Source organism: Caulobacter sp. DWP3-1-3b2 (assembly GCF_049896325.1).
Taxonomy (GTDB): Bacteria; Pseudomonadota; Alphaproteobacteria; order Caulobacterales; family Caulobacteraceae; genus Caulobacter.
Genome location: NZ_JAFCUB010000011.1, coordinates 50,578 through 72,383, shown reverse-complemented (window position 1 = coordinate 72,383; position 21,806 = coordinate 50,578). Strand labels below are relative to the sequence as shown.

Here is a 21,806-nt window from a genome sequence, read left to right as displayed (position 1 = left end):
TCTGGCATCATCCGTCAATTTATGAGACCGGTAACATCCGATGACTTGAGCGGGCGTGTCCGCCCTCCCATACTGCCAACCAGCCAAGGCGTTCGCGCCGGATGAGAGACCGATCACGGTCCGATCAAAGCGGGGAAACCAAGACCATGAGCCAGACCTTCACGCGCCGCACCCTTGGGGTCAGCCTTGCCGCCCTGGCCGCCGCCTCGGCGCCCGCCGTGCGCGCGGCCGTCCCCGCCAAGGGCGGCAAGCCGCTCTACAAGGATGCCGCCCAGCCGATCGAACTGCGCGTTCGCGACCTGCTGTCGAGGATGACGCTGGAAGAGAAGGCGGCCCAGCTGATCGGCATCTGGCTCACCAAGGCCAGGATCCAGACGCCCGAAGGCGATTTCTCGCCCGCAGAGGCCAGCAAGAACTTCCCCAACGGCCTGGGGCAAATCTCGCGCCCTACCGACCGCAAGGGACTGAAGCCGGCCACGGTGGTCGACGCCGCCGCCGGCGCTGATGACGGCTCGGTCGGCCGCAACGCCAAGGAAACCGCGCACTACACCAACGCCGCCCAGAAGTGGTCGATGGAGCAGACGCGCCTGGGCATCCCGATGCTGATGCACGACGAGGCCCTGCACGGCTATGTGGCCCGCGACGCCACGAGCTTCCCGCAAGCCATCGCCCTGGCCTCGACCTTTGACCCCGAAACCGTCGAGAAGTGCTTCGCCGTGGCTGCTCGCGAGATGCGCGCCCGGGGCTCCAACATCGCCCTGGCTCCGGTGGTCGACGTGGCGCGCGACCCGCGCTGGGGCCGCATCGAGGAGACCTATGGCGAGGATCCGCACCTGTGCGCCGAGATCGGCCTGGCGGCGATCCGCGGATTCCAGGGCCGGACCCTGCCGCTGGCGCCGGACAAGGTGTTCGTCACCCTCAAGCACATGACCGGCCACGGCCAGCCCGAGAATGGCACCAATGTCGGCCCCGCCCAGATCGCCGAGCGCACCCTGCGCGAGAACTTCTTCCCGCCGTTCGAACGGGCGGTGAAGGAGCTGCCGGTCCGTTCGGTCATGCCGTCGTACAACGAGATCGACGGGGTTCCCTCGCATGTCAATCGCTGGCTGCTGCATGATGTTCTGCGCCAGGAGTGGGGCTTCAAAGGCGTGACGATGAGCGACTATTTCGCCATCAAGGAGCTGATCGCCCGTCACAAGCTGACCGACAGCCTGGCCGACACCGCCGTGATGGCAATGAACGCCACCGTCGATGTCGAGCTCCCCGATGGCGAGGCCTATGTCCTGCTGCCCGAGTTGGTGAAGTCGGGCCGCGTGCCGCAGTCATCGGTCGATGAGGCGGTGGCGCGGGTGCTCGCGATCAAGTTCGAGGGCGGCCTCTTCGAGAACCCCTATGCAGACGAGCAGACCGCCGACGCCAAGACCGCGACGCCCGACGCCATCGCCCTGGCCCGTGAGACCGCCCGCAAGGCCGTCGTGCTGTTGAAGAACGACAAGGGTCTGCTGCCGCTCGACCCGACCAAGTTCAAGCGCCTGGCCCTGCTGGGCACGCACGCCAAGGACACCCCGATCGGCGGCTACAGCGACACCCCGCGCCATGTGGTGTCGATCTATGAAGGCCTGCAGGCCGAGGCCAAGAAGAGCGGCTTTACGCTCGACTATGCCGAGGCCGTGCGCCTGACCGAGGCCCGCATCTGGGCCCAGGACGAGGTGAAGCTGGCCGACCCGGCCGTCAACGCGCGACTCATCGCCGAGGCGGTCGAGGTGGCGAAAAGGGCCGACGTCATCGTCATGGTGCTGGGCGACAACGAGCAAACCAGCCGCGAAGCTTGGGCCGACAACCACCTGGGCGACCGCGACAGCCTCGACCTGATCGGCCAGCAGAACGACCTGGCCAAGGCGATCTTCGATTTGGGCAAGCCGACCGTGGTGTTCCTGCTGAACGGCCGTCCGCTGTCGGTCAACCTGCTGGCGCAGCGCGCCGACGCCCTGGTCGAGGGTTGGTACCTGGGCCAGGAGACCGGCAACGCCGCCGCCGACATTCTGTTTGGCCGCGCTAATCCAGGCGGCAAGCTGCCGGTCAGCATCGCCCGCGACGTGGGTCAACTGCCGATCTTCTACAACCGCAAGCCCACGGCCCGGCGCGGCTATCTGTTCGACGAGACGACGCCGCTGTATCCGTTCGGCTTCGGGCTCTCGTACACCACCTTCGACATTTCGGCCCCGCGCCCGGCCCAAGCCGCGATCGGTCCCGGCCAGAGCGTCAAGGTCGAGGTCGATGTCACCAATACCGGCAAGGTCGCTGGTGATGAAGTCGTGCAGCTCTACATCCACGACGAGGCCGCTTCTGTGACCCGCCCGGTGCTGGAGCTCAAGCACTTCAAGCGGGTGACCCTGGCCCCCGGCGCCAAGACGACGGTGACCTTCGAGGTCTCGCCGATGGACCTGTCGCTGTGGAACCTGGAGATGAAGCGGGTGGTCGAGCCGGGGAAGTTCACGCTGCTGTCGGGCCCGAACTCGGTCCAGTTGAAGCCGGCGACGCTGACGGTCACGGCTTAAACGAGTCCGCTCCATACGATTGGGGACAGGCACATGGGCCTGTCCCCATCCCGCGCGCAGCTCTGCCGGCATAAAAAGGGAGGTCGGCATGATCCGCACCGCCATCACCGCTCTGACCCTGGCCGCCGCCCTGGCGACCGGCGTGGCGCTCGCCACGCCCGTCCACGCCGCCGCGCCTGCCGCCGCAAGCCCCGCCACCTTCCCCCTGATCGCCGCCCGCCGCTCGGCCCGGATCGAGACCGACGTCACCGACTGGCCCGGCGTGCTGCGCGCGGTGAACGACGTCCGCTCCGACCTCGGCAAGCTGTCAGCCGACGCCCAGCCCGCCAAGGACGCGCCGCTGGTGATCATTGGCACCATTGGCAGGAGCCCGGCCATCGACGCCCTGATTGCTTCGGGCAAGCTCGACGTAACCGGCGTCACCGGCCAGTGGGAGGCTTTCGTCCAGCAGGTAGTCGAGAACCCGCGCCCTGGTGTCGCTCGCGCCCTGGTCATCGCCGGCGCCGACAAGCGCGGCACGATCTTTGGGGCCTATGACCTGATCGAGCGGGCGGGGGTATCGCCCTGGGCCTGGTGGGCCGACGTGCCGGTCCCCGTCAAGCTCGACGCCCCTGTCGCTTCTGACCGCCGCGTACAGAAGCCGGGCGTGAAGTATCGCGGCCTCTTCCTCAACGACGAGGACCCGGCCTTGCTGGGCTGGGCCAAGGCGCGCTTCGGCGGGGTCAACCACGACTTCTACGCCAAGGTCTATGAGCTGACCCTGCGGATGAAGGGCAACTTCCTGTGGCCTGCCATGTGGGGCAAGGCGATCTATGACGACGACCCGCTGAGCGCGCCGCTGGCCGACGAATACGGCGTCGTGCTGGGCACGTCGCACCACGAGCCCATGGGCCGCGCCCACGTCGAGTGGGAGCGCTACGGCCAGGGGCCTTGGGACTATGCCAAAAACCCCAAGAGCCTACAGGACTTCTGGCGCGCGGGCGTCACGCGGCTGGGCGCCAACGAGAGCCTGATCACGGTCGGCATGCGCGGCGACGGCGACGAGCCGATGAGCGCGGGCACGGCCACCAAGCTGTTGGAGACCATCGTCGCCGACCAGCGCAAGATCATCGGCGAGGTGACCCGCAAGGACCCGTCGCAGACGCCGCAGGTCTGGGCCCTCTACAAGGAGGTGCAGGACTATTACGACGCCGGCATGCGCGCGCCAGACGACGTGACCCTGCTGTTCTCCGATGACAACTGGGGCAACATCCGGCGGCTTCCGGAGCGGGGCAAGACCCGACGGGGCGGCTACGGCGTCTACTATCATTTCGACTATGTGGGCGGCCCCCGGAACTATAAGTGGCTCAACACCAACCAGGTCGAGCGCGTCTGGGAGCAGATGAAGCTGGCCAAGGACTACGGCGCCGACCGGCTGTGGATCGTCAATGTCGGCGACCTCAAGCCCATGGAATTGCCGATCGAGTTCTTCCTCGACATGGCCTGGGATCCGGACGCCATGCCGGTCGACCGGATGTCGACCTATACGCACGGCTGGGCCGCAGCGCAGTTCGGACCCGAGCACGCCGACGAGATCGCGGCCTTGCTGACCGGCTACACGAAACTCAACGCGCGCCGCAAACCCGAGCTGATCGACGGCGCGACCTTCAGCTTGGTCAATTTTCGCGAGGCCGAGCGCGTCGAAGCGGAGTGGGGCGACCTGGAACGCCGCGCCGACGCGTTGCGCAAGGTGCTGCCCAAGGATCAGGACGACGCCTTCTTCCAGCTGGTCTGGTTCCCGATCCAGGCCAGCGCCAACCACACCCGGCTCTACATCGCCGCCGGCCGCAACGCGCTGTACGCGAAGCAGGGGCGGATGGCGGCCAATGACGAGGCGGCGAAGGTCCAGGCCCTGTTCGACCGCGACGCTCGACTGGTCCAGCAGTGGAACCATGACCTGGCCGGCGGCAAGTGGCGCGAGATGATGAGCCAGACCCACATCGGCTACACGTCGTGGCAGCAGCCATCGACCAACATCGTCCCGGCGACCATGACGGTCGCGCCCTCGACGGGGTTCGGCGTGGTGATCGAGGGGCAAGGCGGGGCGGTCGACGCCGGCGTGGACCTGCCGCCCCTGGCCCGCGACGGCGCCGCCAGCCGCTGGATCGATGTGTTCGCCCGGGGCGCCGGGCCGCTGGCCTTCAGCGTGAAGACCGCCGAGCCCTGGCTCAAGCTCGCTCCCGGCCCGGCCGCCGCTAACGGCGACACGCGGCTGGAGGTGTCGGTTGACTGGAACACCGCGCCGATCGGCATGCACCGCGCGGCCATCGCAATCACTGGCCCCGACGGCAAGGCGGTTACCGTCACGGCCGTGGTCGACAACAGTCCCCGCAAGGTCGCCAAGGGCGTGTTCATCGAAGCCGGCGGTCCGCTGGCCATCGAGGCCGAGCACCATGCGCGAGCGACCGGGACGGGCGGCGTGAGTTGGACCACCATACCGGGCCTGGGCCGCACCCTGTCGGGCGTCACGACCTACCCCTCGACCGCGCCGTCCAGCGCGCCGGGGCAGGGGCCTTATCTGGACTACGTCGTCGACCTAGCCCAGGCGGGCGCCTTTGACCTGTGGGTCTTCACCGCCCCCAGCCTAGATTTCCGTGGCGGCGGCGGTCTGCGCTACGCGGTGTCGCTGGACGACGCGCCACCGGTGGTCGTCAACCTGCACGAGGGCGAAACGCGAACCGGCGAAGGCCAGAAGGGCTGGGAGAAGGCCGTGGCCGACAACGCGCGGGTGCAGCGGTTACGGCTGACGGCGGGCAGGGCGGGCGCTCATCGTATCCGCCTTTGGCGGGTGGATCCCGGCGTGGTGTTCGAGCGCTTGGTGATCTCGCGTGGCGACCTGCCGAAAAGCTATCTCGGCCCAGCCGAAGGGCGACGGCGATGACCCGCGCGGCCACACGGCGGGGGCGATCTGCGTGGTAGAGCATTTCCCGACCTGACTGCGTCAGGCCGTGAGCTCTAATCTTTTGTTTTGACGCATTTTTCTTCACGCGAACCGGAACCACTTCGCTCGAAAAATGCTCTGGAGCGTGTTTGGTTTACACAGATGCATCGCTCCAATTCCCCGTCTTCCCGGCGAAGGCCGGGACCCAGATTCATCCAGAGCCTCTCGTGGGTTTCACCTGGGCCCCGGCCTTCGCCGGGGAGACGGAATATTTGGATGCCGATTTAATCTGAATCAAAGGCGTGCTAGATGGCGACCCGCTTGGCGATCGCGCTGCGACGGGCGCTGGTTTCCTGTTGGGCGCGTTGCACGGCCTCGGTCTCGGTGGCGTGCAGCAGGTGTTCGATGACCCGCTCCAGATGGTCGCGCATGGCCTGGCGCGCGGCGGCGGGGTCGCGGGCCTTGAGCGCCTCGAACACCCGGCGGTGCTCGACGATGCGCGGCTCCAGCCCCATGCCCCGGGCGCGGGTCAGGATGTTGCGGGCCAGGGGCGAGCGATCGCGCCACAGCCAGAGGTTCTCGATGGTGGCGATGATCGCGCCGTTGCCCGAGGCCCGCGCGATGACCATGTGAAACTCACGATCGGCGTCCTCGCCCTGGATTTCTTCCTCGCGCGCCATCCGTCCCATCAGCGCCTCGAGCTCGGCGATCTGGGCGTCGTCGATGGCGGTGGCGGCCAGGGCGGCGGCCTCGCCCTCGAACAGGCGGCGGGCCTCGATCAGTTCAAAGGCGCCGATCTCCGTGTCGAGCTCGCTGCTGGTCGGGGTGGCGGGACGGACGCTGCCGGTGACGTAGATGCCCAGGCCGTGACGGGCTTCGATCATGCCCAGCATTTCCAGGGCGATCATCGCCTCGCGCAGGGTGGGGCGGCTGACGCCGAACTGCTCGGCCAGTTCACGCTCGGTCGGCAGGCGATCACCAAGCTTGTACCGGCCGCTCTCGATGGCCTCGGCTATGGTATCGGCGATCCTGCGGTAGAGCTTGACGTTTTCGGCCATGGCTTTCGTCAGGTTCCTGGCGGGCCGACCGGCCCCTTCGACTCGCGGCACCATAGCCGACCTGCCGGGCGCGGGCTATTTTTTGACACCGGTTGCACGAGCCCGCGACGAACGTCGTGACAGCGTCACCAATCATGCATCGAGCCGTCCTCGCGGCGGGCGATGGGCAGATAGGCGCGCTTGTAGGGATGTTTAGCAGCCTCGGCCTCGTCGATATCGACGCCCAGGCCGACGGCCTCGCCGGGGTGCAGCATGCCGTCGTTAAAGGTGTAGGCGTGTGGGAACACAGCGTCGGTCGCCTCGGTGTGGCGCATATATTCCTGGATGCCGAAATTGGGGATCGACAGGTCGAAGTGCAGGGCGGCGGCCATGGTGATCGGCGACAGGTCCGTCGCGCCATGGCAGCCGGTGCGCACATGATGCAGGTCGGCGAAACTGGCGATCTTCCGCAGATGCGAGATGCCGCCGGCATGGACAACGGTGGCGCGGATATAGTCGATCAGCTGTTCCTCGATCAGCTGCTTGCAGTCCCAGATCGAGTTGAACACCTCGCCCACGGCCAGGGGCGTGGTGGTGTGCTGGCGGATCAGCCGGAAACTGGCCTGGTTCTCGGCGGGGACCGCGTCTTCCATCCAGAACGGCCGATAGGGCTCCAGGTCCTTGCCCAGACGGCCAGCCTCGATCGGAGTCAGGCGGTGGTGCACGTCGTGCAGCAGGTGGATGTCGTCGCCGAGTCTGTCGCGGGCCGCCTCGAACAGGCCCGGCACGCTGCGCAGGTACTTCTCGGTTGACCACAGGCTTTCGGTCGGCAGGTCGCCGTCGGCGGGTTCGTAGGTGAACTTGTCCTTGGAAACCCCATAGACCGATTTCAGGCCCGGGACGCCCGACTGCAGGCGGATAGCCTTGTAGCCCCGCTCGGCATAGACGGCGGCGTTGTCGAGGGTCTCCTCGATGGTCGCGCCATTGGCGTGGCCATAGACCATCACGCCCGTCCGGCAGGCGCCGCCCAGCAATTGGTAGACGGGAAGGCCGGCGATCTTGCCCTTGATGTCCCACAGCGCGGTATCGACCGCGGCGATAGCGGCCATGGTCACCGGACCCCGACGCCAGTAGGCGCCCTTGTAAAGATACTGCCAGATGTCCTCGATCTGGTGAGCCTCGCGGCCGATCAGCATCGGAACGACATGGTCGCCAAGATAGCTCGCCACCGCCAATTCGCGGCCGTTGAGCGTCGCGTCGCCGATCCCGTGCAAGCCGTCGCTCGTCTCGACCTTCAGGGTGACGAAGTTGCGACCCGGGGAGCAAACGATGACTTTGGCGGCGGTAATCTTCGGCATGGGTTGCTTTCGTTGATTCAGCCTACCGATAGCCGAATGGTAGCGATATCGGTCTAAAGGAGAGGTGGGGGTTGTCAACCCATTGGTCTGACCAATAATTGCACCGTGTCTCGACCTTTGATCTCCCCGGATGTAACACGAGGTAGCGGTATCACGGCTCAAGGCCCGTCGCGCGTCTTGCAACGACGGTCCAGGGCCGCCACGGAGGAAATATGCGGCTCACGACGTTGATGCGGGACCTGTGCCTGGCCGGCTGTTTACTGTCGTTTGGCCTCGCGGCGCCGGCCGCCGCGCGAGCCGAGGATGGCCACGATCTCTGGCTGCGCTATCGCCCGCTCCCGCTAAACCAGCGCCCAGCGCCGCGCGCGATCGCCGCGACCACCGAAACGCCCACGCTGAACGTCGCCCGGGCGGAGCTCGAGCGCGGCCTGACAGGCCTGACGGGCGCGGCGCCGGCCAGCGAGGCCGGGGCGACGATCCTGCTGGGCACGCCGTCCGACACGCCCGCCGTCGCAGCCCTGAACCTGCCCCTGAAGGGTGCGGGCGCGGAAGGCTATCTGATCAGGACGGTCGGCAAGACCACGGTCATCGCGGCCAACAGCGACATCGGCGTGCTCTATGGCGTTTTCCACTATCTGCGCCTCGTGCAGACGGGTCAGGGGGTCGACAGGCTCGACATCGCGTCCGCGCCAGCGGTTCAGCATCGCCTGCTGAACCATTGGGACAACCTGAATGGCACGGTGGAGCGGGGTTATGCCGGCGCCTCCCTGTGGGACTGGTGGAAGCTGCCGGACTACAAGGACCCCCGCTATGTCGACTATGCCCGCGCCAACGCCTCGATCGGCGTCAATGGCACGGTGCTCAACAACGTCAACGCCAAGGCCGACAGCCTGACCGCGCCCTATATCGCCAAGGCCGCCGCCCTGGCCGAGGTCTTCCGGCCCTATGGGATCAGGGTCTATCTGTCGGCCCGCTTCTCGGCCCCGATCGAGATCGGCGGCCTGAAGACCGCGGACCCACTGGACCCGGCCGTGCGCGCCTTCTGGAAGACCAAGGCCGACGAGATCTACAAGGCCATTCCCGACTTCGGCGGCTTCCTGGTGAAAGCCAATTCCGAGGGCCAGCCGGGCCCGCAGGACTATGGCCGCACCCATGTCGATGGCGCCAACATGTTGGCCGACGCGGTGGGGCCTCACGGCGGGATCGTGATGTGGCGGGCCTTCGTCTATTCCCACGAGCAGCCCGACGACCGCGCCAAGCAGGGCTATAGCGAGTTCAGGGCGTTCGACGGCCAATTCCGTGACAATGTCATCGTCCAGGTCAAGAACGGGGCGATCGACTTCCAACCGCGCGAGCCGTTCCATCCGCTGTTCGGCTCCATGCCCATGACCGCCCTGGGCCTGGAGTTCCAGATCACCAAGGAATATCTCGGCTTCGCGACCCACCTCGTCTATCTGGGCCCACTCTACGAGGAGACGCTGCGGTCGGACACCTATGCGAAGGGCAAGGGCTCGACCGTGGCCAAGGTGGTGGACGGCGCGCTGGATGATCATCGGCAGACGCTGATGGCCGGGGTCGCCAACATCGGCGCCGACCGCAATTGGACCGGCTCGCAGTTCGACCAGGCCAATTGGTACGTGTTCGGCCGCCTGGCCTGGGATCCGGAAGCCTCCAGCCGCGACATCGCCGCCGACTGGGCGAAGATGACCTTCTCGACCGACCCGCGCTTTGTCGAGCCGGTCGTGACGATGATGATGGGCTCGCGCGAGGCCGCGGTGGACTACATGACCCCGCTGGGCCTGCACCACCAGATGGGCCGCAGCCATCACTATGGCCCGGGTCCGTGGGTGACAGGCGGGCCGCGCGCCGACTGGACCAGCGTCTACTACGCCAAGGCCGGTCCCGATGGCGTCGGCTTTGACCGCACGGCGACCGGCAGCAAAGCCGTGGCGCAGTACGCGCCGGTGGTGGCCCAGCGGTTCTCGGACCTGAAGACGGTCGATGAGAGGGACCTGCTGTGGTTCCACCATGTGCCGTGGGACTACCGCCTGAAGTCGGGCGTGAGCCTGTGGGACGGCATGGTGACCCACTATTCGCGCGGCGTGTCCTATGTCGATGGCATGGGCAAGACCTGGGAGACGCTGGCGCCCTATGTGGACCCCGAGCGCCACGCTCAAGTCGCCAGCTTCCTGGCCATCCAGCGCCATGAGGCCCAGTGGTGGCGCGACGCCTCGATCGCCTATTTCCAGACGTTTTCGAAGCGCCCGCTGCCGGCGGGCGAGGCGGCTCCGGCCCATTCGCTGGAGTATTATGAGAGCCTGAACTTCCCCTATGCGCCAGGGAATTGAGGGGGCGGTGATGGTCCTTCCCCTGTGGGGGAGGCGATCGCGCAGCGATCGGTTGGGGGGAGTTTTTAGGGTCGATCGACCCACAAGCTGCCGCCTGACAATCACTCCCCCACCGTCGGCTGCGCCGACACCTCCCCCACAGGTGGAGGACTAAAAAAAGCGGCGTGTCCGGGGACACGCCGCTGGGGAACGCGAGGGAGGGAGGTTCGCGTAAGTCTAGAACTGACCCCGGATGCCGATCAGATATGTCGGACCCGGGTCATAGAAGGTGTAGGTGGCGTTCGGATACTGGAACGCCTGCCGCTGGGTTTCGCTGGTGATGTTGATGGCGTTGAAGGTGATCTGCGCACCACCCAGAACCGGCAGGGTGTAGCTGGCCGACAGGTCCATCTGCTTGTAGGCGTCGGTTTTGATCCGGGCCGTCGGCACGCTGTTTTGGTTTGGGCCAGAGCTGATCTGAGCGTCGTTGTAGTTGTAGGACACCCGCAACGTCAGGCCGTGGTTCTCGTAGTAACCCGTCAGGTTGTAGGTGTAGGGCGACACGCCCAGGGCCACCACGCCGCCGGTGCCCGTCTGGTTGACGCGGGTATAGTTGGCGGTGAAGCCAGCGCCGTCCAGCAGGAAGTCCAGGGGCTGGACCCAGTTCAGCTCGTAGCCGCGGATTGTCAGGTCGGAGCCGGAATTGACCTGCTGGCTGACGGTCACCGTCGCCGCGCTGGGGCCGCCGCGGTTGTTGATGGCGGTCTTCTGCAGGTCGGTCAGGCTGTCAAACGGAATGCCGAGCGAGGTAAAGGGCTGGGTGGTGGCGCCCAGGGTGGTGAAGCCGGTGACCACCTTCTGGAAAAGGGCCACGCCCACATAGCCGGCGCCGCCGGTGTACCATTCGCCGCCCACGTCGAAGTTGTTGGAGGTGTAGGGGCGAAGCGCCGGATTACCCTGGTTGGCGGCCTGGGCCGAGGGGTCGCTGAACGTGGTGCCCGGCAGCATGGCGCTGGGGTCGGGACGGGTCAGGGTGCGCGACGCGGACATGCGAACATTGATGTTCTCGCGCACGGCGTAGACGGCGTTGAACGACGGCAGGAAGGCGTCGTAGCGTTGCGACTGGGTCTTGAAGGTCAGGGTGTTGGGCACGCAGTTGGGCGTGCAGTTGGCGACATTGGGGAAGGGGATCGAAACCGGGCCGGTGATGTCCTGGTCGGTCGAGACGTAGCGCGCGCCGCCATTGATCCGCAGGTCGCGGTCCATGACAGTGGCGACGCCGGCGAATTCGACATAGGCGCCGGTGTTCTTTTCCTCGATCTTGCCGGAACTGGCGGCCGTGGCGGCCGTGGTGGTGAACGCTGCGGTGTCGTTCAAGGCCTCGAAATTGGTGGCGGCTTTGAACTTGTCGTAGTCGACCATGACAAAGCCGAGGGGGCCAGGCTTCAGGTACGAGGCCAACTGGGCGTTGGTGATCGCCGAGCCTGCGCCGCCGGCGCAGGCGGGCTGGGTGTTGGGACGCGGCAGGTAGGTCCCGCCTCCGCCGCAGGTGATCTGCTGCCAGCGGTCGCTGTTGTCCAGGGCGGTGATGGTGCGCGAGGCTTCGTCATAGGCGACGCCGCCCTTGATGTAGCTGCGTTCGTCGCCCCAGGTCAGGTCCCAGTGCGTGCCCTTGGTGGAGGTGACGCGCTTCTCGTTCTGGATGTTCACCCGGCCGCCCGCGAAGGTCCAGCCCAGGTTGGGGTCGTTGAGATTGGCGTTGGTCTTGATGCTGGGAAAGTCACCGCCGGTGTTGTTGTAGGTCACCGTCAGCCCGCTGTTGAGCGGGGTATTGATCAGGATGGTCGGCGCCTGACGGAAGAAGACGCTGCGGCTGACATTGAACTGAGCGTCCAGCTTGAGGTTGTCGCTGAAACGCCAGGTGCCGCCCGGATTGACGTTCACGAAGTCGTTGGTCTCGTGATAGGGCCGCGCCTCCAGGAAGAACTGGGCATTGGAGAAGGTGCCGCTGGTGACGATGTTACTGCCGTCGACCTTGACGTTGGTTGGCGTCATGAAATTCGAGTTGCGAACCACCCAGTCAATGTCGATGCGGCTGAACTCGCGATCGGTCCGGCCCAGCAGGGTGTCGATGTAGAACTCGGCTTTGTCATTGGGCTGGTACTGCAGCGAGACCAACAGCGAGTCGCGGTCGCGGTGACCGGCGCTGTGGGACTGGCGGCCCAGCCGCGGCAGCAGGCCATCGCTGAGTTGCTGCAGGGTCGTGCCGGGGTTGTTGGCCAGCAAGAAGGCGTCATTGACGGTCGCGCCGGTGGTCAAGCCGTTCCCGGCGTTGACGGCCACGGTCGGCGCGAAGGTGAAGCCGTTACCGCCAAAGGTGCTGTTGCAGCCGGCGCAGGCGAAGTTGCTGGACCCGCCGGTGCTGGCGTTGGTCCAGCCAATCGTCTCGAAGCCGTCTGTGCGGCTCTTGGAGCGAACGCCGGCATAACCGACCAACACGCCGAACTCGCCGACGGCCGTTTCCCACGACTTGCTGCCGATCAGGGCGCCGCGCGGGCTCCACTTGCCGGCGCTGTCTTGATAGCTGCCCTGCAGCGAATAGGTCAGATGCTGGCCGGGGCGATCCAGAGGGCGCGAGCTGCGCATGTTGACCACGCCGGCGACGCCGCCCTCCAACTGGCTGGGCACGGGCGTCTTGTTGACGTCGAGGCGCGTGAACAGCTCAGTCGGAAACAGGTCCAAGTCGATGGTGCGGTTCTGGTTCTGGGCGTCGGTGCGGCCCGACGAGGCCACGGCGACCTGCGCGCCGTTCAACACGATCTTGGTAAAGTCGGGACCAAGGCCCCGGATGGCGATGTTCAGGCCGTCCCCGTTGATTTCACGCGTGAGCTGGATACCCGGGATGCGGTTCAGCGACTCGGCGATGTTGAGGTCGGGAAACTTGCCGATGTCTTCGGAAAACACCGAGTCGGTGAAGGCGATGCTGTCGCGCTTGGCGTTGGTGGCGTCTGCCAGGCTCTTGCGATAGCCGGTGACGATCACTTCCTCGACCGTGTCGGCGTTGGCCGGCGCCGCGGCGGGGGTCTGCTGGGCGAGAGCGGGCGCGCCGATGAAGCCAGTCAGGCAGGTGGCGCCGATGAGGGCGAGCCGGACGGCGCGCGAGCGGACGGATGAAGCCATGTTTCTCCCCTATGGTTCAGTGCTCTGCGCACTTGTCATTTTAGACGGCGGCCTTGTTTAGCCTTCTCGACGACACCATCGAGATCGGCGACATGGTAGCGGTCACAGTGAAGCGTTACGAGGTAAGGCCTCTTGTGTCAACGAGGTCATACCTCTTGGGAGAAGGTTGTCCGACCACGATGTTTTAAGGTCACGCTTTGCGCCCAGCCGAAGGTGTTAGCGCTACCTTGACGAGGGTCCGCGAGCCCTGTCATCTGAGGTGTGCTCGCTGGTGAGACCACCCTGGAGCGCCGGGAGACAAGCCATGAAAAGACTCCGTCAAGGAGCGTGCGGCCGTGCGGCCGCAATGATCCTGGCCGCTGCAGGCGCGGCCGAGGCCGCGAACGCCGCATCGAGCGCCTTCCAGACCTCCGCGCCGGGAACCGCCAGCTTCGACTGGTTCGACTATGAGGGCTCAGACCCAGCCGACGCGGCCTTCAAACCGGCGTCCGGCCAATACGCCAACCCGATTCTGAAGGGCTTCTATCCAGATCCCAGCGTCACGCGGGTGGGCGAAGACTATTACCTGGTCAACTCGACCTTTTCGTATTTTCCGGGCCTACCGGTTTTCCACAGCAAGGATCTCGTCCACTGGACCCAGATCGCCAACGCGATCGATCGGCCGGGCCAACTGAACTTCGACGGCCTGGGCTTGTCGCGGGGGGTGTTCGCTCCGGCTATTACCGAGCACAACGGCACGTTCTACATCCTCAACACCTGCGTTGATTGTGGCGGCAATTTCCTGGTCACCGCCAAGGACCCCAAGGGGCCGTGGTCGGACCCGGTCTGGCTGCCTCAGGTCGGCGGAATCGACGCCTCGTTGTTCTTCGACACCGACGGCAAAGGCTGGATCGTCAACAACGACGCGCCTGACCGCCCGCCGCTCTATGATGGCCACCGCGCCATCTGGATCCAGGAATTCGACGCGAAGAGCCAGAAAACTGTCGGTCCGCGCAGCGTGCTGCTGGACGGCGGCGTCGATCCCTTGACCAAGCCGATCTGGATCGAGGGGCCGCACATCACCTTGGTCGATGGCCGCTACTACCTGACCGCGGCCGAGGGCGGCACGGCCGAGGGTCATTCGCAGGTGGTGCTGCGGGCCGATAAGGTCGCCGGCCCCTATGTGCCCTACGACCACAATCCGATCCTGACCCAGCGCGGACTGCCCAAGGATCGCGCCCTGCCCATCACCTCTGCCGGCCACGCCGACCTGGTTCAGACCCAGAACGGTGACTGGTGGGCCACCTTCCTGGCCGTGCGGCCTTACGGTGATGATCTCTACAACACCGGCCGCGAGACCTTCCTGCTGCCCGTGACCTGGAAAGACGGCTGGCCGATGATCTTGCCGAAAGGCGAGACCATCCCCTATGTCCACGCCAGACCGGCCTTGCCGAACCCGCCAGCGTCTACGCCGCCTACCAGCGGCGCTTTCAAGGTACACGAGGCGTTTGACGGCAAGGACCTGCCGCTGAACTGGATGACCCTCCGCAACCCGCGCGAACGGTGGTGGAGCCTGAAGGATGGCCAGTTGGTCTTGACCGCCCGCGACCAGAAGCTGGGAGCCGGCGTGCAGCCCTCGTTCTGGGGCCGTCGCCAGCAGCACATCAACGCCAGCGCCTCGACCGCTCTCCGCTACGTTCCGACCAGGCCGGGCGACAAGGCCGGTCTGGTCGCGCTGCAGAACGACGACTTCTACTATTTCCTGGGCCTGGCTCTGCAGGACGGCAAGCCGGTGGTGCGGCTGGAGCGGCGGGCCGGACCCAAGGATCCGGTTGATGGCGTGGTGCTGGCCAGCGCCCCGGTCACCTTGAAGGCGGACGGCCCGGTCTATTTGAAGATCGAGGCCCACGGGGGGGCCTACGATTTCTCATATAGCCAGAGGCCCGGCCACTGGACTGTCCTGAAGACTGGTGTGGATGGGACGATCCTCAGCACCAAGGTCGCGGGCGGATTCGTCGGGGCGGTGATGGGGGTCTATGCCTACGGGAATTGAACCCCGTTCCCAGGCATCCCGCCGGTCGCCGGATGCCTGGATTTGACCTGGAGCATTTTTCGAGCGAAGTGATTCCGGTTCGCGTGAAGAAAAATGCGTCAAAACAATGGATTAGAGCTCACGGCCTGACGCAGTCAGGTCGGGAAATGCTCTAGACCGCCGCGCAGTTGTCCGCGATGAACCGCAAGTGTTCCGGCATCACCTCGGCCGACTTGGCGATCACCGATCGGATGTCGCTCATCCGCGCCCGCAGGTCGTCGTCGGACAGGATGTCGGCCATCGGATCGTGACCGCGCGGCTCCAGGCCCTGGCCAATCATCACCGCGAACCAACTGGTGTCGTTGAACAGTTCCTCGTTCTCGCGGAACACCCGGCCGTAGCTCTTGAACACCGCGATCTTGTCGGCCAGGTAATCGGGAATGGGCATGGTCCGCAGATAGTCCCAGTACGGCGTGTCGCTGCGCTGGGTGGCGTTGAAGTGCAGGATGAGAAAGTCACGGATTTTCTCATATTCGAACTGCATGACGCGGTTGTAGCGGTCGATGTCGGGCTGCTCGAAACGCTCGTCGGGGAACATGGCCAGAAGGCGCGAGATGCCGACCTGGATCAGATGGATGCTCTGGCTTTCCAGAGGCTCCATGAAGCCGCCCGACAGGCCGATTGCGACGACGTTCTTGTTCCAACTCTTCAGCCGGCGGCCCGCCTTGAACTTCAGGGTAAAGGGATCGCGCAGCGGCGCCCCGTCCAGGTTGGCCAACAGATAGGCGGTCGCCTCGTCTTCGCTGATATGCTGGCTGGAATAGGCATAGCCGTTGCCCAGTCGATGCTGCAGCGGGATGCGCCACTGCCAGCCGGCTGGCCGTGCGGTGGCGCGCGTCACCGGGGCGAGCGAGCCACCCAGTTCGCAGGGCACGGCCACGGCGCGGTCGTTGAGCAGCCAGTTTGACCAGTCCTCGTAGCCTGTCTTCAAGGTCTCCTCGATCAACAGCCCGCGGAACCCCGAACAGTCGATGAACAGGTCGCCCTTGATCCGCTCACCGCTCTGCAGGGTCACGGCTTCGACGAAGCCGTCGGCCGCCCGCTGGTGAACCTCGACGATCTTGCCTTCCTGGCGCCGGACGCCGCGCTCCTCGGCGTATCCCCGCAGGAACCGGGCGTAGAGGCCAGCGTCGATGTGATAGGCGTGAGCGATCGAGCCCAGCGGCGAGTTGGGCTGGCCGTTGGCCCGCATGAACTTGCCCTGGTCCGCCGCCAAGGCTTGCAGCGAATATTCGGTGAGCTCGCCGGCTTCCCCCAAGGCCTTCAGCCGAAGCCAGTAGGCGTGGAACGACACCCCCTCCATATCGACGCCATAGGGGCCGAACGGATGATAGTAGCTGTGGCCGATCGACTTCCAGTCGACGAACTCGATGGCCAGCTTGAAGGTCGCCTTGGTGCGACGGACGAACTCGTTTTCGTCCAGGCCCAGCATGCGATTGAAGATGTTGATCTGCGGGATGGTCGATTCGCCGACCCCCACCGTGCCGATCTCCTCGGACTCGACCAGGGTCACGCTTGTGTGGCCGTCCTTTAGAAAACGTCCCAGGGCGGCGGCGGTCATCCAGCCGGCGGTGCCGCCCCCAACGATGACAATCTTGCGCAGGCGGTGGTCGGTCATGCGGGAACCCCAGACGTGGCGTTGGCGGGCGCGGCGTCGGCGGCGCAGTAGCGGGCGATGAAGGCTTGGTGAGAGGGCAGGGCGGCGGCCGTCTGGGCGATCAGGGCCGACATCCGCTTGAGGCGCTGGACGATGTCCCCCTCGGGCAGGCTATCGACCAGCGCGTCATACTGGCGCGGGACGATCCCCTGACCCAACAGCACGGCGATCCAACTGGGCTCGGCGAACAGGTCGTAGTCGGACTGGAACAGCCGTCCCCGACCGGCGAACAGGTCGATCTTGCGCTGCAGGCTCTCGGGAATCTCCATCGTCCGGACATAATCCCAATAGGGCGTGTCGGCGCGGGCGGTGGCCTTGTAGTGCAGGATGATGAAGTCGCGGACGAGGTCCACCTGCTGGGCGGTCAGGCGGTTGTACTGATCGATCTCCAGCGGATTGAAGCTCTGGTCGGGGAACAGGGACAGCAGCTTGGTGATCCCCGCCTGGATCAGGTGGATGCTGGTGCTTTCCAGCGGCTCCAGGAAACCAGACGACAGGCCGATGGCCACGCAGTTCTTGATCCACGCCCGATCGCGACGTCCTGCGGTGAAGCGTAGAAAGTTCGGCTCGGCCTGGGCCGGGCCGTCGAGGCCGGCCATCAGGGTCGCCAGGGCCTCGTCGTCGCCAATATGGGCGCTGGAATAGACGTAGCCGTTGCCCGTGCGGTGCTGCAGCGGGATGCGCCAAGTCCAGCCGGCCTTCTGGGCTGTGGCGCGGGTATAGGGCGTCATGCCGTCGCCGCCGGTTGCGCAGGGCAGGGCCACGGCCCGGTCGTTGGGCAGCCAGTGGCTCCAGTCGTGATAGGTCCCGCCCAGGGCCTCGCCGATCAGCAGGGCGCGAAAGCCAGTGCAGTCGATGAACAGGTCTGCCTCCAGCACGCGGCCGTCGTCGAGCGTGACGGACTGAATGAACCCGTCCTCGCCGCGCAGGGTGACATCGGCGACCTTGCCCTCGACACGGGTCGCGCCGCGCGCCTCGGAGAAGCGCCGCAGGTATCTGGCATAGAGGCCAGCGTCGAAGTGGAAGGCGTATTTCAGGCTCGACAGCACCTTGGCCGGGTCGGGGTCGGGCAAAGCCATGCGACCGGTCAGGGCGGCGACGGCGGCCAGGTTGAAGGTCTCGATCGGCCCGACCTGATCGCGGAACTTCAGCCAGATCTGGTGAAACTTGATCGCCTCGATATCCAGGCCGAAGGTCCCGAACGGGTGGATGTAGCGATCGCCGGGGTCGGTCCAGCCTCGGAACTCAATCCCCAGCTTGAACGTGGCTTTGGTGGCCCGCATGAAGTCGCGCTCGTCGATCCCAAGCATGGCGTTGAAGGTGAGGATCGGCGGGATCGTGGCCTCCCCGACCCCGACCGTGCCGATCTGCTCGGACTCGACCAGCGTCACCTCGACCTGGCGGCCCAGGACCTTGGACAGGGCGGCGGCCGTCATCCAACCGGCCGTGCCCCCGCCGACGATCAGGACTTTCCGGATGGGCGCGTTCGTCATGCGTGAGCCTTCAGCGCGTCGGCGTGGGAGGGCAGGGACTCGGCGGTCTGGCGGATCAGGGCGCGCAGCCTGGCCAGCGCCTCGCCCGCGCGCGCGGGCGGCAGTCGCTCGGCCAGCGGGTCGTGGCGGCGCGGCAGCAGCCCGTGGCCGATCAGCGCCTCGGTCCAGCTTCCTTCCATGAAGGTCTCTTCGTCATAGAGCACCACACGACCGCGGCTCTCGAACTGCGCCAGCTTGTAGGCCAGGGGCTGGGAGGGCGAGGCGCGGCGCGCCATGGTCCATAGGGGATCCCCGCGGTGGCTGAGTGCGTAGCGCATCACGGCCATGTCCAGGGCGCGATCCATCTCCTCGGCCATCAGGCGATTATATTCGGCGGCGGCCTGCGGATCGCCGTCGCGACCGGGAAGCAAGCCCAGCAGCCGCGATACGCCGCTCTGGATCAGGTGAGCGTCGGAGCCGTTCAAGGGCTCGATCTGGCCGGCCGCCGGACCGATGGCCACGCAGTTGGCGCGCCAGACCTGCTCGCGGCGACCATTGCGCAGCGGCTCGACATGGTCCTCGCCGCCCAGGATCTCGACCGCCTCGTCGTCGGACGTCAGGTCCGAGCGATAGGCCAGGGCGACGGCGTCACGGTCGCGCAACGGGACCCGGCGCAGCCAGCCCTCGGCGATCGCCTCCACCTCGGTCAGGGGCGACGGATTGGGGCGGAGTGCGATCTCGCGCGTCGCCAGGCGGTCGCAAGGCAACCAGGCCGTGGCGTCTCGCCACGCCACGCCCAAGGCCCCGCCGATCAGCCGGCCGTCGGCGGTGGTGTCGATGAACAGGTCGGCCTCGACGCGCTCGCCGCTGACCAGCTCTATGGCCTCGACGCCGCCCTCGGCCGACAGGGCGACGGCCGCGACCTCGCCAGACCCGCGCGCGACGCCCGGCCCCGCCGCTCTGAGAACGGCCGCATAGCCGGCGGCGTCGAGATGCAGGCCGTACGACAGGGTCGACAGCACCGACCGCGCGTCCTCACTGGGCCTTGTGAAGCGCCCTATCCGCGCGGCCACGGCCGCCAGGCTGTAGGCTTCGAACGGCCCGACGTCCTGGCTCGCCCGAGCCCGCAACCAGTGATGATGGAAGGCCACGCCCTCCAGGCCGACGCCGACGTCGCTGAAGCCTTCGATGTGATCGCCCGAGGCCCAGCCGCTGAACCGCGATCCCAGCTTGAACGTACCGTGGGCGGCGCGCATCAGGGCCCCTTCCTCAAGGCCAAGCAGGCCGTGGAAGGTGCGCAGGGCAGGCAGGGTCGACAGAGCCCCCCGCGGGGCGCTGTCGGCGGTTTCGATCACGCGGATGTCGCAGCCGGCGGGCAGGGCGCGGGCGAGGGCGCAGGCGGTCATCCAACCGGCGACGCCGCCGCCGAGGATGACGACGCGGCTCAAGGGGGCGCCCCTCATGCGGCGACGCCCGAGGCCGCGCAAAACCGCGCGATCCAGTCGGCGTGGGTCGGCATGGCCGCTGTGGCGCCAGCGATCGACTCCCGCATCGCCGCGAGGCGCTGAGCCAGGGCGCCGTCGGGGATCTTGTCGCTGACCGGGTCATAGCCGCTGGGGACGACGTTCTGGCCCAGATAGACCGCCAGCCAGCTGGGCTCGAGGAAGAAGCCGTCCTTGTACTTCACCACCACGCCCCGGTCGCGGAACAGGTCCATCTTGTAGGCCAGGCTATCGGGGATCTTCATGGTCCGGCGGTCGTTCCAGAACGGCGCGTCGGTGCGGTTGGTGGCATGATAGTGCAGCACCAGGAAATCGCGGATCCGCTCGAACTCCAGCTCCATGACCCGATTGTACTCGTTCTGGTCGGCCTGGTCGCAGGACCGGTCGGGGAAAAGCTCCAGCAGGGTGGTGACCGCCACCTGGATCAGGTGGATGCTGGTGCTTTCCAACGGTTCGAGAAAGCCGCTGGCCAGGCCGATGGCCACGCAATTGCGGCTCCAATGTTTCTTGCGCCGGCCGGTCACGAACCGCAGGAAGCGCGGCTCGGCCTGGGCCGGTCCCTCAAGACCGGCCAGCAGCTTGGCGGCGGCGGCGTCGTCACTGATATAGTCGCTGCAATAGACATAGCCGTTGCCGACCCGGTGCTGCAGCGGGATGCGCCAGCGCCAGCCGGCGGTGTCGGCCGTGGCGCGGGTATAGGGGATCGAAGGCTCGACAGTGTCGCACGGCACGGCGGCGGCGCGGTTGCAGGGCAGCCACTGGCTCCAGTCGTCGTAACCCGTCTTCAGCGCCTGCTCGATCAACAGTCCCCGAAAGCCAGAGCAGTCGATGAACAGATCGCCTTCGATCCGCTCGCCGCTGTCCATGACGATCGCTTCGATGAAGCCGTCCTCGCCGCGCAGGACGACGTCTGCCACCTTACCCTCGGTGCGGACCACGCCGCGCGCCTCGGCATAGGTTCGCAGATAGGCGGCGTAGAGCCCGGCGTCGAACTGGTAGGCGTAGTTGTAGGTTGAAGCCACGGAGCGCAGGTCGGAGGAGGGCGGGGCGAACTTGCCCTGGCGCGCGGCCATGATCGGCAGGCTGTAGGCCTCGATCGGCGTCGGGTCGCCGCCCTGCGCCGCGCGTAGCCAGTGATGGTGGAAACCCACGCCGCCGATCGCCGCGCCATAGGCCCCGAACGGGTGGATGTAGCTGTCGCCGACTCGCGCCCAATCGCGAAACTCGATGCCCAGCTTGTAGGTCGCCTGGGTCTTGCGCATGAAGTCGGCTTCGTCGAGGCCCAGGGCCGTGTTGAAGTGGCGAATGTGGGGGACCGTCGCCTCGCCGACGCCGACCGTGCCGATCTCGGCGGATTCGACCAGACGGATGGTGATGGGCAAGCCGTTCAGCTTGGCCGCCAGGCCGGCAGCGGTCATCCAGCCGGCCGTGCCGCCGCCCACGATGACGATGGTTCGGACTGCCTGTTGCGTCATCCCGTTTCCCCCTGACCACCGTCGCCTCTGGGTGCGATCGGCCTAATGATGCAAATTGACAACGCTGTCTAAAATAAAACCGCTGCCAGGCCATGCGCCACAGTGTCGCGCCCGAACCTGTTTGACAGCGCTATCTGAAGGGCTCATCGCTTAGATGGCTTACCAATGCAAGACGTTGGAAGCCACGGCAATTGTTACGACAAATCAAAAGATTGGGAGCGCACCGTTTTTTTCTGCACGGATAAGGTA

General features: G+C 66.3%; 11 protein-coding genes. 4 read left to right on the top strand and 7 right to left on the bottom strand.

The features are described from left to right. The first annotated feature begins 146 nt into the window (after positions 1-146). Together ACP7AG_RS10085 and ACP7AG_RS10080 are read left to right on the top strand one after the other, a co-directional pair. Positions 147-2,558: a glycoside hydrolase family 3 N-terminal domain-containing protein gene (locus ACP7AG_RS10085; protein WP_426030706.1), complete on the top strand. Its 2,412-nt coding sequence runs from the start codon at positions 147-149 to the stop codon at positions 2,556-2,558. An 88-nt stretch (positions 2,559-2,646) separates the two neighbouring features. Beyond that, complete coding sequence (locus tag ACP7AG_RS10080) at positions 2,647-5,478, top strand: glycosyl hydrolase 115 family protein (protein ID WP_426030705.1); 2,832 nt, start codon at positions 2,647-2,649, stop codon at positions 5,476-5,478. A 305-nt stretch (positions 5,479-5,783) separates the two neighbouring features. Here ACP7AG_RS10080 and ACP7AG_RS10075 read toward each other — a convergent pair whose 3' ends face one another. Both ACP7AG_RS10075 and manD read right to left on the bottom strand, forming a co-directional pair. Continuing rightward, positions 5,784-6,536 (bottom strand): FadR/GntR family transcriptional regulator, encoded by a 753-nt coding sequence (locus tag ACP7AG_RS10075; RefSeq protein WP_426030704.1) that lies wholly within the window; start codon positions 6,534-6,536, stop codon positions 5,784-5,786. A gap of 125 nt (positions 6,537-6,661) precedes the next feature. Continuing rightward, a complete protein-coding gene (manD, locus tag ACP7AG_RS10070) occupies positions 6,662-7,873 on the bottom strand; it encodes a D-mannonate dehydratase ManD (protein ID WP_426012212.1) in 1,212 nt (403 codons plus the stop codon). Positions 7,874-8,103: 230 nt separating this feature from the next. Here manD and ACP7AG_RS10065 point away from each other — a divergent pair, with 230 nt between their 5' ends. Then, positions 8,104-10,221 (top strand): alpha-glucuronidase family glycosyl hydrolase, encoded by a 2,118-nt coding sequence (locus tag ACP7AG_RS10065; protein ID WP_426030729.1) that lies wholly within the window; start codon positions 8,104-8,106, stop codon positions 10,219-10,221. 216 nt (positions 10,222-10,437) lie between these two features. On the opposite strand, the gene ACP7AG_RS10060 is transcribed toward ACP7AG_RS10065, so the two are convergent. Continuing rightward, positions 10,438-13,380, bottom strand: a complete 2,943-nt coding sequence (locus ACP7AG_RS10060; protein ID WP_426030703.1) for a TonB-dependent receptor — start codon at positions 13,378-13,380, stop codon at positions 10,438-10,440. 346 nt (positions 13,381-13,726) lie between these two features. On the opposite strand from ACP7AG_RS10060, the gene ACP7AG_RS10055 reads away from it, so the two are divergent. Beyond that, positions 13,727-15,412 carry a glycoside hydrolase family 43 protein gene (locus tag ACP7AG_RS10055; RefSeq protein ID WP_426030728.1) on the top strand — a complete coding sequence of 562 codons (1,686 nt, stop codon included), beginning with the start codon at positions 13,727-13,729 and terminating at the stop codon, positions 15,410-15,412. A gap of 151 nt (positions 15,413-15,563) precedes the next feature. Here ACP7AG_RS10055 and ACP7AG_RS10050 read toward each other — a convergent pair whose 3' ends face one another. From ACP7AG_RS10050 to ACP7AG_RS10035, 4 genes are read right to left on the bottom strand one after another with little or no spacing between them, the layout of a single operon-like run. Continuing rightward, a complete protein-coding gene (locus tag ACP7AG_RS10050) occupies positions 15,564-17,069 on the bottom strand; it encodes a tryptophan halogenase family protein (RefSeq protein WP_426012208.1) in 1,506 nt (501 codons plus the stop codon). Then, positions 17,066-18,601 (bottom strand): tryptophan halogenase family protein, encoded by a 1,536-nt coding sequence (locus tag ACP7AG_RS10045; protein ID WP_426030702.1) that lies wholly within the window; start codon positions 18,599-18,601, stop codon positions 17,066-17,068. The genes ACP7AG_RS10050 and ACP7AG_RS10045 overlap by 4 nt, the downstream gene beginning before the upstream one ends. Continuing rightward, complete coding sequence (locus ACP7AG_RS10040) at positions 18,598-20,028, bottom strand: tryptophan halogenase family protein (protein WP_426030701.1); 1,431 nt, start codon at positions 20,026-20,028, stop codon at positions 18,598-18,600. Before ACP7AG_RS10040 ends, ACP7AG_RS10045 begins: the two co-directional genes overlap by 4 nt. Before the next feature lie 11 nt (positions 20,029-20,039). Next, the gene (locus ACP7AG_RS10035; protein ID WP_426030700.1) at positions 20,040-21,557 is read right to left on the bottom strand and encodes a tryptophan halogenase family protein; all 1,518 of its coding nucleotides are present in this window, start codon (positions 21,555-21,557) and stop codon (positions 20,040-20,042) included. Positions 21,558-21,806 lie beyond the last annotated feature (249 nt).